Source organism: Herminiimonas glaciei, from assembly GCF_042664955.1.
Taxonomy (GTDB): Bacteria; Pseudomonadota; Gammaproteobacteria; order Burkholderiales; family Burkholderiaceae_D; genus Oxalicibacterium; species Oxalicibacterium glaciei.
On the sequence record NZ_JBHTBU010000001.1, the window covers coordinates 1,932,614 to 1,949,488 of the forward strand.

General features: G+C 54.6%; 14 protein-coding genes. 3 read left to right on the forward strand and 11 right to left on the reverse strand.

Annotation, left to right across the window (positions count from 1 at the left end; all coding sequences use genetic code 11):
- Positions 1-31 precede the first annotated feature (31 nt).
- The 6 genes from aspT (ACFQPC_RS08705) to glnA all read right to left on the reverse strand — a co-directional run bounded on the left by aspT (ACFQPC_RS08705) (position 32) and on the right by glnA (position 8,627).
- Positions 32-1,720: an aspartate-alanine antiporter gene (aspT, locus tag ACFQPC_RS08705; protein WP_382271478.1), complete on the reverse strand. Its 1,689-nt coding sequence runs from the start codon at positions 1,718-1,720 to the stop codon at positions 32-34.
- A gap of 51 nt (positions 1,721-1,771) precedes the next feature.
- The gene (aspT, locus tag ACFQPC_RS08710; RefSeq protein ID WP_382271479.1) at positions 1,772-3,460 is read right to left on the reverse strand and encodes an aspartate-alanine antiporter; all 1,689 of its coding nucleotides are present in this window, start codon (positions 3,458-3,460) and stop codon (positions 1,772-1,774) included.
- A 369-nt stretch (positions 3,461-3,829) separates the two neighbouring features.
- Positions 3,830-5,350, reverse strand: a complete 1,521-nt coding sequence (gene ntrC / locus ACFQPC_RS08715; protein WP_382271480.1) for a nitrogen regulation protein NR(I) — start codon at positions 5,348-5,350, stop codon at positions 3,830-3,832.
- Positions 5,351-5,417: 67 nt separating this feature from the next.
- Positions 5,418-6,491, reverse strand: a complete 1,074-nt coding sequence (glnL, locus tag ACFQPC_RS08720) for a nitrogen regulation protein NR(II) (RefSeq protein WP_382271481.1) — start codon at positions 6,489-6,491, stop codon at positions 5,418-5,420.
- Between the two features lie 75 nt (positions 6,492-6,566).
- The gene (locus ACFQPC_RS08725; RefSeq protein WP_382271482.1) at positions 6,567-7,049 is read right to left on the reverse strand and encodes a DUF4124 domain-containing protein; all 483 of its coding nucleotides are present in this window, start codon (positions 7,047-7,049) and stop codon (positions 6,567-6,569) included.
- Positions 7,050-7,211: 162 nt separating this feature from the next.
- The gene (glnA, locus tag ACFQPC_RS08730) at positions 7,212-8,627 is read right to left on the reverse strand and encodes a type I glutamate--ammonia ligase (RefSeq protein WP_382271483.1); all 1,416 of its coding nucleotides are present in this window, start codon (positions 8,625-8,627) and stop codon (positions 7,212-7,214) included.
- A 448-nt stretch (positions 8,628-9,075) separates the two neighbouring features.
- Between glnA and nhaA the strand changes: the two genes are divergently transcribed.
- Together nhaA and ACFQPC_RS08740 are read left to right on the forward strand one after the other, a co-directional pair.
- A complete protein-coding gene (gene nhaA / locus ACFQPC_RS08735; protein WP_382271484.1) occupies positions 9,076-10,437 on the forward strand; it encodes a Na+/H+ antiporter NhaA in 1,362 nt (453 codons plus the stop codon).
- Positions 10,438-10,539: 102 nt separating this feature from the next.
- On the forward strand, positions 10,540-11,004 hold the full coding sequence (locus ACFQPC_RS08740) for a rhodanese-like domain-containing protein (protein WP_382271485.1): 465 nt from the start codon (positions 10,540-10,542) through the stop codon (positions 11,002-11,004).
- A 9-nt stretch (positions 11,005-11,013) separates the two neighbouring features.
- Here ACFQPC_RS08740 and ACFQPC_RS08745 read toward each other — a convergent pair whose 3' ends face one another.
- From ACFQPC_RS08745 to ACFQPC_RS08765, 5 genes are all read right to left on the reverse strand, one after another.
- Positions 11,014-12,399, reverse strand: a complete 1,386-nt coding sequence (locus tag ACFQPC_RS08745; protein ID WP_382271486.1) for a TAXI family TRAP transporter solute-binding subunit — start codon at positions 12,397-12,399, stop codon at positions 11,014-11,016.
- A 150-nt stretch (positions 12,400-12,549) separates the two neighbouring features.
- A complete protein-coding gene (locus tag ACFQPC_RS08750) occupies positions 12,550-14,220 on the reverse strand; it encodes a peptide chain release factor 3 (protein WP_382271487.1) in 1,671 nt (556 codons plus the stop codon).
- 108 nt (positions 14,221-14,328) lie between these two features.
- Complete coding sequence (locus tag ACFQPC_RS08755; protein WP_382271488.1) at positions 14,329-14,583, reverse strand: DUF1289 domain-containing protein; 255 nt, start codon at positions 14,581-14,583, stop codon at positions 14,329-14,331.
- A gap of 106 nt (positions 14,584-14,689) precedes the next feature.
- On the reverse strand, positions 14,690-15,115 hold the full coding sequence (locus tag ACFQPC_RS08760; protein WP_382271489.1) for a flagellar basal body-associated FliL family protein: 426 nt from the start codon (positions 15,113-15,115) through the stop codon (positions 14,690-14,692).
- 125 nt (positions 15,116-15,240) lie between these two features.
- Positions 15,241-15,729: a LapA family protein gene (locus ACFQPC_RS08765; protein ID WP_382271490.1), complete on the reverse strand. Its 489-nt coding sequence runs from the start codon at positions 15,727-15,729 to the stop codon at positions 15,241-15,243.
- A gap of 281 nt (positions 15,730-16,010) precedes the next feature.
- Between ACFQPC_RS08765 and ACFQPC_RS08770 the strand changes: the two genes are divergently transcribed.
- A complete protein-coding gene (locus ACFQPC_RS08770; protein ID WP_382271491.1) occupies positions 16,011-16,823 on the forward strand; it encodes a phosphate/phosphite/phosphonate ABC transporter substrate-binding protein in 813 nt (270 codons plus the stop codon).
- The last annotated feature ends 52 nt before the right edge of the window (positions 16,824-16,875 follow it).

Consider the following 16,875-nt stretch of genomic DNA (forward strand, 5'->3'; position numbering starts at 1 on the left):
ACCAGCGGCCTCGGAACGGTATAGCTACTGGTCACACCAAAGCCACGATCAATGGCCCAAGCAAAGTCAGGAACACATTCGCCAACGCATACGTAATGGCGAAAGGAACGGTAGGAATCGAATTTTCGGCCTTATCCAGCACTTCACCGAAAGCCGGATTGGCGCTGCGCGAGCCGCTGAGTGCACCGGCGAAGATGGCGGTATTGTCATAACGCAGCACATACTTGCCTATCAACATGGTCAGGATCAAAGGCAGGATGGTGACCACGACGCCGACGCCGAAGATAGTGAAGCCGTGCTCTTTCACCGTCTGTACCGCCTGCAAGCCGGAAGACAAACCAACCACGACCACGAAGCCGGCCAGGCCAAGATCCTTGAGGATTTGCACTGCACCGCTGGGCATGGCACCGAAGGTCTGGCGCTTGGCGCGATACCAGCCAAACAGGAGGCCGGACAAGAGTGCACCACCGCCGCTACCCAGCGTCAATGGAATCGAACCTATCTTCGCCGTCAGCATGCCGACCAGCAAACCGACGACCAGGCCGGCGCCCATATATACGAAGTCGGTTTTGACGCTGGGTACGATTACATAACCGACCAGTGCCGCAATCCGCTTCACATCCTGCTCGGAACCGTAAATCGTAATGACGTCGCCGAGTTGCACCACGGTGTCCGGCAGCATCGGCAAGACCTGCCCCATACGACTGATCTGCAAAACATAAATACCGTGGCTGATGCTATGTGAAGTCTGGCTACGTATTTCACCGACCGTCTTGTTGTGGTATTCCTTATTGGTCAGCACCAGTTCTTTACGCTGCATGGTGAGTTCCATGCCTTCGACTGCATACAATTCCTTGCCCAACTGTGCAGCCACGCCAACCATTGCTTCACGACGCCCGACCACCAGCACGATGTCGCCGACCTCCAACATCAATTGCGGCGTCACCTCTATGATCTGGCCATGGCGCTTGATGCGCTCTATCGTGATCGATACCGAAGGATTCGCGGTTTCTATTTCCAGTACGGTACGCGCATTGCCCTGGGCAATCTGATAAATACGGCCAACCAGATCCGGCGCCGCAGCATGTTGTCCCTGCCCCAGCACTTGCACGCCGGCTTGCATCGCCGCCTCCGCCTTCACCGCATCTTCCTTGATGGTACGTCCCATCAGTTTCGGCAGGATATTCACGCAGACGATAATGGCACCGAAGGAACCGAACACATAGGTCACCGCATAGCCGACGGCAACATTGCCCTGCAGCCGCATCACTTCATCTGCCGCCAGTCCGAGCTTGGCTATCGCATCGCCGGCAGTACCGATAATCGCCGACTGCGTCAGGCCACCGGCGGCGACGCCGGCGGCCAAACCTTTATCCAGACCGAACAGTTTCGCCATGATGACGACAGTCGCCAACGCGGTAATCGCAAGCACTGCGGCCAGGATGATTTCGCGTATCGATTGCTTGCCCAGCGAATTGAAGAACTGTGGCCCGCTCTCATAGCCGACCGCGTAAATGAACAAGGCAAACAGCACCGCTTTTACACCGGGGTCGACCTGCACGCCAACCTGGCTCACCACCACCGCTACCAGCAGTGAACCCGCCACGCCGCCCAGCTGGAACTTGCCAAACTTGATCTTGCCTATGTAGTAGCCCAATGCGAGCGACAGGAACAGGGCAATTTCGGGGGCCTTCTTAAATAACTCGTGTAACCATTCCATGGCATTCACCTTTCGGTTCGTGGAAATTAAAATTGAATTGCATGTCAACTATCAGCGGTGCACATATCCGACCAGGCCCACAATCAGCGGCCCCATCAGTGGCAACACCACATTGGAAATTGCATAGGTAATCGTATAGCCGAGCAAGGGCGTGGAATTGCCGGCCGCATTTTGAATCGCGCTCAAAGCAGGCGTACTGCATTGCTGGCCGGCGATAGCCCCCAATAAAATCGGCGCTTCCAGCTTCAGGATGAAATGTCCGACCAGCAGCGAAATGGATGCCGGCAATACCGCAATCGCGACGCCGATCAAAGGCAGCGCAACGCCGTATTGCTTGATCAGGGTCAGTGCTTGCGGTCCGGAAGCGAGGCCGACGCAGGCGATGAAGCTGGCAAGGCCGATATCCTTCAGCAAGGACAGCGCATCCGGATGGATGCCCATTAATCCCGGACGTTTCGATTGATACCAGCCAAACACCAGGCCGGTCAGCAAGGCACCGCCACCGGTGCCCAGGGAAAATGGAATGCCGCCCAGCTTGACACTGAACGTGCCAATGAACACACCCAGCACGATGCCGAGCCCGGCATACACGATATTGCTGCGATCGGTCCGCTCTATGCGTGTTCCTATCATCGCAATCGCTTCGGCCATCGCTGATGACTTGGCATCTGCCGAACCGTATAAATGAAGCACATCGCCCAACTGCAATTGCATGTGCTGTAGCGGCGGTAAAGTCTGTTCGCCACGCGTAACGCCGGATACATGGACCCCGGCCGGCAAAGCGAGCTGCCCCAGTTGCAGCCGCGCCAGCGCCTTGCTCTTCAGCATGGCTTCTATGGTTTGCACCACCATATTCAGCTGGCTGGTATCTGCAAACTCGGGGCCCAGCAAACTGCTTGCAGTCAGCAAAGCACGCCTGCGCCCTATTACCAGCACCTGGTCACCGCGCTGCAATTTCAGTGCAGGCGTCACTTCCAGTTTGCTGCCATGGCGGATGACCCGTTCGACATTGGCCTGGCCGGCAAACAAATCATGCAGGGATGCAATGCTACGGCCGGCACCGACATCAATGCGATACACCCTGCCGGTCATTTCCCTGACTGCATTCACTTCATCCGGCGCAGCTTCCTTGCCACCCATTTGCGCCCATAGCTTGTCGGCTTCCTCTCGCAAATTCACGCGCAAGAGCAAAGGGAAAATCTGGCTGGTCACAATCACGATAGTGATCAAGCCAAAGATATAGGTGATCGAATATGCAGTTACCACATTTGCCTGCAATTGCTGGATCTCGGCTGCCGGCAGCGCCAGTTTGGAAATCGCATCGGTTGCGGTACCCACCACTGCCGATTCGGTCGCGGCACCGGCCATCAAACCGGCCGCGGTACCGGCATCCAGGTTCATGACTTTAGTGGCGACCAGCACCAGTGCCAGTACCACGACCACTTCGATCAGGCACAAGATACCAAGGCGCAAGCCTTTGAGATTCAGATTGGCGAAGAATTGCGCACCGCCGGCATAGCCGAGGGCGAAGATGAACAACATGAAGAAAACATTTTTGACGCTGGCGTCGAGTGTGACGCCGAGCTGCCCGATGAAAAGTGCTGCAATCAATGTACCGCAGACCCCGCCAAGCTGGATCGGACCGAATTTGATCTGTCCTATTGCATAGCCAATTGCCAGCGCAAGGAACAAAGCAAGTTCCGGTACCTGACGCAAGAGATCAGTGATCGAGCCGAGCATAAGTTACTTCTTTCGAATTCGCAGGACTTCCACTGAAACAAGCATGCTGATGCCTTGCTTCTGTAGCGCCCTATCTTTATCAATAGAAAGCTGCACTTAGTACTGTATTGCTAACGGTGCGTATCCACGGATATATGCACCGTTATATATATCCGCATATTGCGGATATCAGAAATTGATTCTCGCAAGCCTACCATATTGAACAAACAAAGGTAAATTGCAGGTGTTAACCGATGTCACAGACATTTAACACGAAAAAAAACGGGCTACCTCATCGGTAGCCCGTCCTTCTTGCGTATCCCGCTTGTCTGCCGTTTATTGTCCGCATGTGTTATCAGACTTTGCAGTGGCAAACAATACGCCGTTCACCTAATCATCTTTTGCGCCATCTATACCCAGTTCATGGATTTTACGAGTGATGGTATTACGCCCGATACCCAGGCGTACCGCTGCATCGTTCTTGCGACCATGCGTATGTTTAAGTGCGGTCTTGATCAGTGTTGATTCGAACTGGCGACCCAATGCATCCATCACTTCCGGCTGGCCTGCGGCCAACAATGCCGCCGCTTCGGTTTCCAGCAAGGTAATCCAGTTACCCGCTTCAGCCGGCGCACTGACTGCATATGTCGTTGCCTGTGGCACACCGTTCGTGCTGGCGGCATCATCCGATGCAGCATAACTATGCGCCGGCGGCTGGCTGCCAGCGAAGCTGCCGGATGCGCTGCCTGCAAAAGCCTGCCCTTCGGTCAGTTCATGCGGCAAATCCTTGGCTTCCACCGTCTGGCCCGGCGCCATCACCGTAATCCAGTTACACAGGTTTTCCAATTGCCGCACGTTACCCGGTAATTCAAGGCTGCTGAGGAATTGCATCGCGCCATCCGACATGCGTTTGACTTCAACGCCGAGCTGCTTCGCGCTTTGCTGCAGGAAGTGACGGGTCAGGATAGGAATATCTTCACGGCGTTCGCGCAAGCTCGGCAGGCGCAGGCGTATCACATTCAGGCGGTGATACAAATCCTCGCGGAACAAACCTTCACGCACACGGTGTTCAAGGTTTTGATGGGTTGCAGCGATCACACGTACATTCGCCTTCAACGGTTGATGACCGCCGACGCGATAGAAATGACCGTCGGACAGCACACGCAATAAACGCGTTTGCAAATCGAAGGGCATGTCCCCGATTTCATCGAGGAAGAGCGTACCGTTCTCGGCTTGTTCAAAACGACCACGACGTGTCGCTTGCGCGCCAGTGAAGGCACCCCGTTCATGACCGAACAATTCGGATTCCAGCAAATCCTTCGGGATCGCGGCGGTATTCAATGCAATGAAAGGTTGCGATGCGCGCGGACTGTGTTTATGCAAGGCGCGTGCGACCAGTTCCTTGCCGGAACCGGATTCACCGGTGATCAGCACCGTCACATTCGATTGCGACAAACGGCCGATGGCGCGGAACACATCCTGCATCGCCGGTGCCTGGCCGAGGATTTCCGGCGTTTCGGCCGAAACCTGTTCGACACTGGTTTCACGCAGGCTTTCTTCCAGCGCACGACGTATCAGGCCGACCGCATGATCGATATCGAAAGGTTTTGCCAGGTATTCGAAGGCACCGCCCTGGAAGGCCGCCACTGCCGAATCCAGGTCGGAGAAAGCGGTAATGATAATGACCGGCAAGCCCGGATGCTTGGCTTTGACTGCCTGCAGTAATTCAAGGCCGGATTCACCCGGCATACGGATATCGGAAACCAGAACTTGCGGTGCACCGGTTTTTAAAGCCTCCAGTGCATCACGTGCATTGGAAAAACTCTTGGTTGGAAGATTCTCGCGCGCCAGTGCTTTTTCAAGGACCCAGCGGATCGATTCGTCGTCGTCAACAATCCAGATTGGCTTCATATATTTATCGTGTCCCGCGTCATGTGGCTAGGTTTATAGATTCATCGCCAAATCGAGCTCAAGCTGCTCATGGTAATGGAATCAAGATTCTGAAATCCGTGCATCCCGGCCGACTCTCGCATTCGATCAAACCCATATGCTGTTGTACGAATGTCTGCGCCAGCGTCAAGCCCAATCCACTACCGCCATCCCGGCCAGAGACCAAAGGATAAAAAATACGATCGCGGATGTCCGGCGGGATGCCCGGTCCGTTATCGATGATATGCAAGTCTAATGCCAGCCGGTATCGCACCTTGGCCAGCGTCACTTGTCGCGCAATCCGGGTACGCAAAGTCAGCTCCGCATCGCCCGCTTTCATACGTGCCGACAGCACTTGCGCCGCATTGTGTGCAATATTCAATACGGCCTGGATCAGTTGCTCCTTGTCACCACGGAACTCGGGTACCGACAAATCATAATCGCGCTTGATCTTCAGGCCATTCGGAAACTCCGCCACGATCAGGCTGCGTACCCGTTCGCACACTTCATGGATATTCACATCGCCCACGATATGCGGACTGCGGTGCGGTGCCAGCAAACGGTCAACGAGTGTTTGCAAGCGATCAGCTTCCTTGATGATGACCTGCGTATATTCACGGAATTCCTTCAGGTGGCGCTCAGGCAACTCCATTTCCAGCAATTGCGCGGCACCACGTATGCCGCCCAAAGGGTTCTTGATTTCATGCGCCAGGTTGCGGATCAACTCCTTGTTGGCCTGGCTTTGATCGATCAGGCGCTCTTCGCGGTCCAGCTTCAGTTGCTGCACATTTTCGCGCAATTCAATCAGGACCGGGGTTTCCGCACTATCCAGCGCCGACACCACCACATGCACCTGCAAGGGATCACGCCCGAGGCGCTCCAGTACCAGGTCCAGCCGCTTGTCGGCGAACTGGTGCTCGAGGGCTTCCTGGAAGACCTGCTCCAGCTCCTGGCAATTGATAAAAAGTTCGTTCAGTTTGTGGTTGGTCAGGGCCTTGCTGGAACTCGCCAGCAGGATTTCCGCCGCCGGATTGGCATAGGCGATATCGCTGTCCGGACGCAGGACCAGTACCGCCGAAGCCAGCAAATCCAGACCATCTAAAGCTATTAAAGGTTTTTTCACAGGAATCCAAAAAAGAAAGGCCGCTACACGCGGCCTGATTCAAGCAAACATCGTACCGATGTTGATCCAGTGATCTTACTTCAAGTTATTGAGTTCGCGTTTCAATGCTTCGACATTCTTCTCGGACCGCGCCAGCTCGTCCTTCAGCGTCGCGGTACGCTCCTGGTACTTCGCATAGTTACGCTCGTCACCACGGCGTTCGGGTTCGCCATTATTGTATTCGCGCTTGATATCGGCGAGTTTCTGTTCCTCGGTTTTCATTTCATCCTGCAGGATCTGGCGCCGGTCGCTGTCACGCGCCTTCTGGATAGTGTTGTCTACCTTGGGGAAGTCGCTGGGCGAAGTGGTCTTGGCGCTTGCCGTTTGCGAGCTTGCCGATTTCTTCACGGCCGGGATAGTGGTCACGCCGGGCAGGTCTACCTTTTTGCACTTATTGGTAGGGCCGGTATTTTTGTACTCGCGGTTGCCATTGGCGTCTATGCACAGATAGACATCATTTTGCGCATACGCGGAAACAGCGAGGGAAGACAGTAGCAGGATAGCGAGTTGACGTTTCATGGACTTGTTTCGTTGAAACTGTTAAATCGGATACTTAGTGTAGGGCAACAATCATAGCCTGACAAACACTGATGATCCATTTTCTGCCTCCTAGCAACAAAAAAAGCGGAGAAAGCTTACGCTCTCCCCGCTTTTCATCTTGCGGTAACAATCAGAGATTGATTACAGCGAGTAGTACATATCGTATTCGACTGGGTGAGCAGTCATGCGGAAGCGTTGAACTTCTTGCATTTTCAATTCAATGTAAGCATCGATCATCGAATCGCTGAATACGCCGCCACGGGTCAGGAACTCGCGGTCTTTGTTCAGGTTTTCCAGCGCTTCTTCCAACGATACGCAAACGGTTGGGATCAGTGCGTCTTCTTCTGGTGGCAAGTGGTACAAGTCTTTCGAGGCTGCTTCACCTGGATGGATCTTGTTTTGTACGCCGTCCAGACCTGCCATCAGCAAAGCTGCGAAGCACAGGTACGGGTTAGCCAGTGGATCCGGGAAACGCGCTTCAACACGGCGGCCTTTAGGGTTCGCAACGTGTGGAATACGGATCGAAGCGGAACGGTTACGTGCCGAGTAAGCCAGTTTGACCGGCGCTTCAAAGCCTGGAACCAAACGTTTGTACGAGTTGGTACCTGGATTGGTGATCGCGTTCAATGCTTTAGCATGCTTGATGATGCCGCCGATGTAGTACAGGGCGAAATCAGACAGGCCTGCATAGCCGTCGCCTGCGAACAGGTTTTTGCCGTCTTTCCAGACCGATTGGTGCACGTGCATACCCGAACCGTTGTCGCCAACGATAGGCTTAGGCATGAAGGTCGCGGTTTTGCCGTAGGTGTGCGCAACGTTCCAGACCACGTATTTCAGGTTCTGGGTCCAGTCAGCGCGCTCAACCAGGGTCGAGAATTTGCTGCCGATTTCGTTTTGGCCAGCGCCTGCAACCTCGTGGTGATGTACTTCAACCGGAATGCCGAGCGATTCCAGGATCAGGCACATTTCCGAACGCATGTCCTGGAAGCTGTCGACTGGTGGCACTGGGAAGTAGCCGCCTTTGACGGTAGGACGATGACCTGTGTTGCCGCCTTCGAGTTTCTCGCCGGTGCTCCACGATGCTTCTTCCGAATCGATCTTGACGAAGCAGCCGTCCATGCCGATTTTCCAGCGGATGCTGTCGAAAATGAAGAATTCTGGTTCTGGACCAAAGTAAGCGGTGTCGCCCAGGCCCGAGGATTTCAAATATGCTTCTGCGCGTTTGGCGATCGAACGTGGATCACGATCGTAGCCTTTGCCGTCCGACGGTTCGATCACGTCGCACTGCATGAATAATGTGGTTTCTTCGAAAAACGGATCGATATTTGCGGTGTTCGGATCCGGCATCAACAACATGTCGGATGATTCGATACCTTTCCAGCCAGCGATGGAGGAACCGTCAAACGCATGACCGGATTCAAATTTATCCATGTCGAAATGCGAAACCGGCACAGTGACGTGCTGTTCCTTGCCTCTTGTGTCAGCAAAGCGAAAATCAACGAATTTAACTTCGTTGTCTTTCACCATCTTCAAGACCTCTGCGGCCGTCATTGCCATGCGAATCTCCTAAAATTTGAGCAAAGTAATACAGAATTAGTGAATGGGTTGTGAGGCCTGCGTGAACAAACAGCATGCGTCCATAACTCGCCCGAAATGATAGCAGATTCCATGCCACCACCTTTCAAAAATTCGCGCAGCCGCACTGCAACGGAGCGCCCTAGCCAATAGATGGCACATCGCTATTTTTCTGCATCAAAGGAGGCGAAACCATACGCACCAAACATGTGCAAACAACCATATTTGCACCAAAATAAAACGTTTTTAAAGAGGAGGTCTGTTTACGCTCCAAATTAGTGCAAACTGACCTTATTCCGGCTTTTTACCGGCCCTGCCAAATTGCCTGCGGGTACCGCTTGGTGTAAAATCATGGCAGGGTGTTTGCGCTGCATACCGCAGCGGACAGGTAACGCGTCGGTCGGGCCGCCACGCGGGGATACTCACGCACATGACTCCAAATACGTCACAAGGCTCCACCCTGCCGCGCGCGCAAGTTCTTGCGGAACGCGCATTTTCCACCTTAGAAAAATTCCTGCATATCGAAGCCTTCAGCGGCGTCGTGCTGCTGCTCGCTGCCGCTGCCGCGCTGATCTGGGCCAATTCTCCATATGCCGACGGCTATCACCACTTCTGGCATACCGCGGTTTCCTTTTCAATAGGCAGCTGGAGCGTTTCCGAATCGCTGCACTTCCTGATCAACGATGGCTTGATGACCATTTTCTTTCTGGTCGTCGGGATGGAAATCCGCCGCGAGATCCACGAAGGTGCTTTGGCCAATATGCGCCTGGCCGCCTTGCCGCTGGCTGCCGCCCTCGGCGGCGTAGTGGTACCGGCCCTGATTTACTTCGCACTCAACCCGGGCGGCGAAGCAGCCCATGGCTGGGCGGTACCGACTGCCACCGACATTGCCTTCGCAGTTGGCGTACTGGCCTTGCTTGGTCGCTCCATTCCATCCAATGTCCGCGTCTTCCTGCTGGCGCTGGCGATCATAGACGACATCGTCGCAGTACTGATCATCGCCGTCTTTTATTCCGGCGGCATGGATTACAGCGGTTTCATCATCGCCGCCATCGGCATCCTCATGGTACTCGGCATGCAAAGGATAGGCATCGCATCGGCGTATGCATATGTACTGCCTGGTGCGGTCCTCTGGTTCGGTTTGCTGAAGACCGGCGCGCACCCGACATTGGCCGGCGTGGTGCTTGGCTTGATGACACCTGTATTCACCACGCGCAGCCTGATACACCCGCTGGAGATGGCAAGCAAGGCCGTACGGGATTTGCTGAACCATGCAGAAACCGACAAGCAGGATCCGCATCACCTGGCCCAGCCACTGAAGCAATTGCGCCAGGCACAACGTGATTTGCTACCGCCGGTCAGCCGTGTGCAAATGGCCTTACATCCTTATGTCGCTTTCGGCATCATGCCGCTCTTCGCGCTCGCCAATGCCGGCGTTTCACTGGACGGCATCGATATGTCCGCCAGTGCTTCCATGAGTGTCATGCTCGGCGTGTTGATCGCGCTGGTCGTGGGCAAGCCGCTCGGCATCATCGGTGCCAGCTTCCTGATGGTACGCATGGGCTGGTGTGCACTGCCGCCGGGTGTGAGCTGGGGCGGCGTCTGCCTGATCGGTTTGCTGGCAGGCATAGGCTTCACCATGTCGATCTTTATCGCAACGCTGGCCTTCAATGATCCGAACCTGCTGGGTGCAGCGAAACTGGGCATCCTGCTTGCTTCCTTAAGCGCGGCGGTACTTGGATTGGCCTGGGGATTTTTACAGGCGAAACCCAAACAGCCGGCGATCGCCTGAACATGTGACGCAAAGGCCAGAGGACTTTATACTGCAGGCGATGTCGTCGCCAAAGCCGCCATCGTTTGCAGTTCAACTGAAAACCGGAAAGACAAGATCATCATGACGAAGTCCGCAGATATACTCGCCGCCGCACGGCTGCGTGGCCAAGACAATGCACTCCCCTATGCCGGCGCACTGACACCGCAGGAAGCCTATGCGCTCCTGCAAAGTGAGCCGAATGTGAAGCTGGTCGATGTCCGTACCAATGCAGAACGTGACTGGATCGGCCGGGTCGCGATCCCGCCTGAACAACATCTGGCGGTGGAATGGAATGTGTACCCGGGCGGCACGCCGAATCCCGACTTCCTGCCGCAACTGAAGAACGCAGCCAGCAAAGATACTGTGCTGCTGTTCCTGTGCCGTGGTGCCGTACGTTCACGCCATGCCGCCAAGCTTGCAACTGAAAACGGCTTTGCCCATTCCTTCGACATCCTCGAAGGCTTTGAAGGCGAGAAAGACGCCGACGGTCATCGCAAGAACGTCAACGGCTGGTGCAAGGCCGGCTTGCCGTGGATTGGTGCTTAAAGCGATGACTTAAGCCGACGCCGGCTTGACCTCTTCTTTCGATTCCTGCGTCTCCTGCTTCGCCTCACACAGCCACAAGATACGCTTGCGCACCAGATTGATATGGCTGCGCAAGCGATATAACTCATCCGCAAATGAAAGCGGGATCGAGATCTGGTTCACTCTCTCTTCAATTTCAGCCAGGCGCTTGAGCTGCGCCGGATAAACCGTAGCGCGCTTGCCGGGCGGCACATCTTCTATCGCCTGTTCGACGGTGCGCAATTGACCATACCAGCGGTACACGCGCGACCGCACCTTCCATACATACAACGGCGGCACGATGCGCGACAACGGCAGGATCAAGGCACCGAGCGCGACGATCACCACCCACATCCGCTCAAAAAAGTTCGCCAGCCAGAACGACATATAACGTTGCAGGAAAGGCGGGCCGTCCTTATAGAATTTTTCCGCTTCGGGAATGACCGGAATCTCGGTATAGCTTGCGTTCGGAAACTCACCCTGTTTGCGGAACCAGCCTGCGCCACCATGTATGGTCCCGGCTGCCTGTACGAATAAATCGATCAGGGCCGGATGCAAATCTTCACGCGCAACCAGCGTCGCGGTCGGTGCAATCAGGTGATAATTTTTCGGCGGCAAATCACGTCCGAGGTCAACGATGCCACGCGGTAAAACAACATGCGTCAGGAACGGAAACCGTCGCGAGTAGGCTTCCGCCTGCGTGAAATCGAATAACTTGATGCCCGGCGTCTGCAATAGCATTTGTATCAGCAAGGCATCCGGTGCCGAACTGAAGACCAGCGCATCAATGCGCCCTTCCAGCAATTCCACTGTGGCCGGCGTGTTTTCCAGTTGCTTGATTTTGACGTCACTGGGTTCCAGTCCATTCACGGACAAGATAGTTTTGAATAACTTCGGCACACCGGTTCCCTCCGGTCCGACGTTGACGCGCAAGCCCTTCAATTGCGTCAGTTGCGTGATCTTTTTGCTTTCGCGATAAAACAACCAGACCGGCTCCGTAAACAAGCTGCCCAATGACACCAGACCGGCATCTTTCGCCGCCTGCTGCTCGATGGAGCCGCTTTGCACGAATGCAATATCAACTCCCGAATCGGGATCCATCAGGCGCTGCAGGTTTTCCTGCGAACCCATCGACGGCACCAGAGTCACTTTGATGCCGAACTTGCCAAGTGCTGCTGCATACTTTTTACCGAACTCTTCGTAAGCACCGTTTTCCTGCCCGGTCGCCAGCGTCACCTGTTTCGGCGGCGACGGATCAACCAGGCGATAGGCGACATAGCACAAGGCAATCACCAGCACCGTCATCGGCCCCGCCGTGACGATTAAATCGCGCAGCGAGAACTGGGTGAACTGGGAAAATTTGAAAATCTTCGGCATGGTGTCCTTATTGCGGGCAATTGCCTACACGATGCCAAGAATGCAGGCATACGGCAAGCACCGCCACTACTCTTGCAGGGCGGCAAATCAGGATAAGGGGGATTTCATCCCGCCACCACGAGCGCAGCAACGGGACACTTGAAGGAATGATCAGCCCAGCTTGACCGCGTGTTCACGCGTCTCGTGGAACGTAACACCCGGCCAGCGCTCTTGTGTCAAACGCAGGTTGACACCCGAACTCGCCAGGTAAGCCAGGTTGCCGGCAGCATCATGCGCAAGATTATGTCCGGCCGACGATTTCTCGAATTCGGCCAGCATCTTTTTATCATCACATGTAATCCAGCGCGCGCTGCTGATGCTGGTGCCTTCGAACACGGCATCCACGCCGTATTCGTTGAGCAAACGGCTGGCAACGACTTCAAATTGCAGCACGCCTACACCGCCGAGGATCAGGTCGCTACTATTGACCGGTTTGAAAACCTGGATCGCGCCTTCTTCACCCAACTGCTGCAAACCCTTGTGCAATTGCTTGATCTTCAGCGGATTGCGGATACGTACCGAGCGGAAGAAGTCCGGTGCGAAATAAGGAATACCGGTGAACTGCAGCAATTCGCCTTCGGAAAAACTATCGCCGATTTGCATATTGCCGTGGTTAGGCAAACCGATGATATCGCCGGCGTAGGCTTCCTCGACCTGCTCACGGCTGGATGCCATAAAGGTCACGACACTGGACACCTTGATTTCACGGTTCAAACGCAGATGCTTGATCTTCATGCCGCGTTCAAAGCGTCCCGAGCAAACGCGCAGGAAGGCAATACGATCGCGATGTGCCGGATCCATATTCGCCTGGATCTTGAACACGAAACCGGAGAATGGCAGTTCGGTCGGCTTGACCGAACGCACGGTGGCATCACGCTCACGCGGCGGTTGCGCCCAATCCAGCAAGGCATTCAGGATTTCGCGCACACCGAAGTTATTGATCGCGGAACCGAAGAAGACCGGCGTACGCGTGCCGTTGAGGAAGGCGTCCAGTTCAAACGGATGCGACGCACCATGCACCAGTTCGACTTCCATCTTCAATTGTTCGATTTCCTGCGGGAACATTTCGGCCAGGCGCGGATTATCTATGCCCTTGATGACTTCAAAGGTTTGGTCGGCTTTCTCGTTACCGGCTGCGAACAGCATGATTTCGTCGCGCAGCAAGTGATACACGCCGCGGAAATTCTTGCCCATGCCGATCGGCCAGGTCACCGGTGCGCATTCTATCTTCAGCACCGATTCCAGTTCATCCAGCAATTCCAGCGGATCGCGCGTTTCACGATCCAGCTTGTTCATGAAAGTGATGATGGGTGTATTGCGCATGCGGCAAACGTTCAGCAGCTTGATCGTTTGTTCTTCCACACCCTTGGCGGCATCGATCACCATCAACGCGGAATCGACTGCCGTCAACACACGATAAGTATCTTCCGAGAAATCCTGGTGACCCGGCGTATCGAGCAGGTTCACCACATGATCGCGATACTCGAACTGCATGACCGAGCTGGCGACCGAAATGCCGCGCTGCTTCTCGATGTCCATCCAGTCGGAAGTCGCATGGCGACCACTCTTGCGTCCCTTGACGGTACCGGCGAGCTGAATCGCACCCGAGAACAGCAGCAGCTTTTCAGTCAGGGTGGTTTTACCTGCATCCGGGTGAGAGATGATGCCAAAGGTGCGACGACGCGCAACTTCGCTATTGATCAGGTCGGAGGTAACGGTACGCGGTTCAAACGCTTCAGTTTCAGCGGAATCGGGTGTTGGTAATTCGGGCGCGGCGGACATGGAATAGCCCTTGGAAAAAGGGCTAAAGTCTACCGTCTCTTGGCCTGTAAGTCTATGACGGACGGGGAATTGAGGAGCGGCGGCGGATACCGCCGATCCGGGAAACGCTTAACGTTTTACCAAGCCTGCCGCTTCCAGGCGCGCCCATACTGCGGCTTTTTCGTCATCATCGTAAATGATCCAGTTGATCACTTCATCGAAGGTGCGACCGCAACCCTTGCAAATTTCATCGCCGTGCGAGGTCGAGCAATAGCCGGCACAAGGTGAATCGGGACGCAGGGTATTGCGGGGCTGGTCGGCGGCCGTGCCCGCAACAGGGGCGGCGTCGTTGACGATTTTTTCGGGATTATCAGGCTTACTCATGCGACAAATGACTCATACGGCAAATATCCGATCTTATTCGATATTTCCGTTCTGCGGCTCCGCGTGGCGGAAACCTGGTTAAGGCTGGCTGTTTAAGCTGGCAAGATTAATTCAACTGCAAAACATAATCGGTCAGCAAAACCTCTTGCACACTACGCGTCTGCAAGGCCTTGTTGGCGGCATCACGCAGCAAACCCTGGACATAGGCCACGCCCTCGGGGGTCTTCACGCGCTCGATATCGGCGCCGGCCAATGCAGTCTGCAAAGCCACTGCCAGTGCGGCTTTGTTGCCCTGCACCCAGGCGGCTTCCTCAGGTGCGGTTTGCAGCACGATAGTGGTTTTGATCGCGAATCCCGACGAACGCACCACGATAGGGTCAAAGCTGGCGTAGGCAATCGGCGGCACATGCTTCTTGTCCGATTCAAGGTAATACCAGGCAAAGGTAATACCGGCAGCAATCGCAATCATGACAGCCAGCATACCGACAAGGATAGCAAGTAAAGAATTGCCGGATTGCCGGACTCGTAACATGGCGATGCTCGTAAGGGGGAATAAGGGGTACTAGTTTAACTGATGTACCCCGTGCCGCAGGATTTTGTTGCTTATTTGCAAGTTTTATAACTTCCCTGCTTGCCTGCCCCTGCGGGTGCAGCTAATTACACAGGGCGATTGGGCGTAATCGTATTGCCGCCACGTTCCAGCCGGTCTTCCAGTTCACCTATATAGGCAGCCAGCGTATTACCGGATTGCTCAACCGCTGACACGACGCCGGTATCGAGTTTATCGAGACGCTGCAACAAAACGCTTTGTGCTTCCGCATCCTGCTTTGCCACGGCCTGGATTTCTTCTTCAATGAAGCGATGCAATTCGCTGAAACGCGAGGCTTCCAGTTCGCGGCTGTTTTGCAATTCTTTCGCATGACGACGCGCTTCCAGCATGACCGATGATTGCAGGTACAGGATACAAACCAGGAAATAAAACGTCAGTGCTCCGGTCAGGCCTAACATTACCAATCCCAACGGAGCCTGCACGGTTGCTACACCCAGCCACAGTGCGGTCGGTGTATTGAAAGCTTCCCAATTCAACGCTGCCAGCGCGCCGATAGCTCCGAAGATGATAACGAAGAACAGAGTACGGATTTGCATAGTGGTCTCGCTCCTTTGTTGGCACATCGATAAATAATAAGCAAACAACCTGACTATAGCTATGGGCTAACGCACATACCGACCATCATTTACGATCAAAACCGGTATTGCGCCATGTCCTGCGACAACCAGCCACTTACTTGGTATTGATATAAATTAAATAAATTGTTGTGCATTTATACGTGCAACTACAAGAAAAACGCTTTCGCTGTGCTTTGTTAATGTAACATTCACACTGGAATTAGTTACCCAATAAAAACAATTTTTACGGAGCGCCGCTTATGAAACTCGCATCTTTTTTGGCCATGACAGTATTGGCGGCCGGAATCAATTCGGCAGCTGCGCAAGACCTGGTCCTGGCCATCAATGAAGGCGTGACTTATCAGGAAGGCGGACCGGCCAGTGAACGTTACAAGCCTTTGCTGCAATTGCTGTCCAAAGAGCTCAAGCAAAACGTCAAGCTGCAAACCGTAGACAAATACGCGGTATTTGAAAAAGGCCTGGCCGAAGGCAAATACGACCTGGCTTTCATACATCCTGCCCATATCGGCCTGCAAGCCGTGAAAAAGAATGGCTACGAAGGCCTGGTGACTGCCAAAGGCTACACGGATTACCGTGCACGCGTACTGGTAGCGCAGAATTCGCCATTGAAAGCCTTGCCAGACCTGCGTGGCAAGAAGATAGGCGTACCGTCGGTCGAATCGATCACCACCGTGATGTTCACCGCTGCGCTGCATGAATTGCGCTTTACCGATCCGGAAAAAAGCTATACCCCGACCCGCTATCAGGATGCTGTGCCATTCATGATCGATAACGGCTTTGTCGATGCCGGCGTTACCGGTTCGGCGGCTGTGGCCAAAGCCTGGACGGCCAAAGGCGGTCGCATCTTGGCGGAGACCAAACCCGTCGCAATAAAGCAATTCCTGGCGACGAAAAAGCTCAGCGAATCCGACCGTGAAAAAGTAAAAACACTGTTGCTGACCTTGCCGGACAGCGAAGCAGGCCGGACCGCCTTGTCGAAAATCGGCATGACCGGCTTCGTGCCATGGAATACCGCCGTCATGGATGAAGCGACGGCGCGCCTCGGTCTCTAAAATTCGATCGCTGTAATGCAAAAAGGGGCCGCTTCATGCGGCCCCTTTGCTT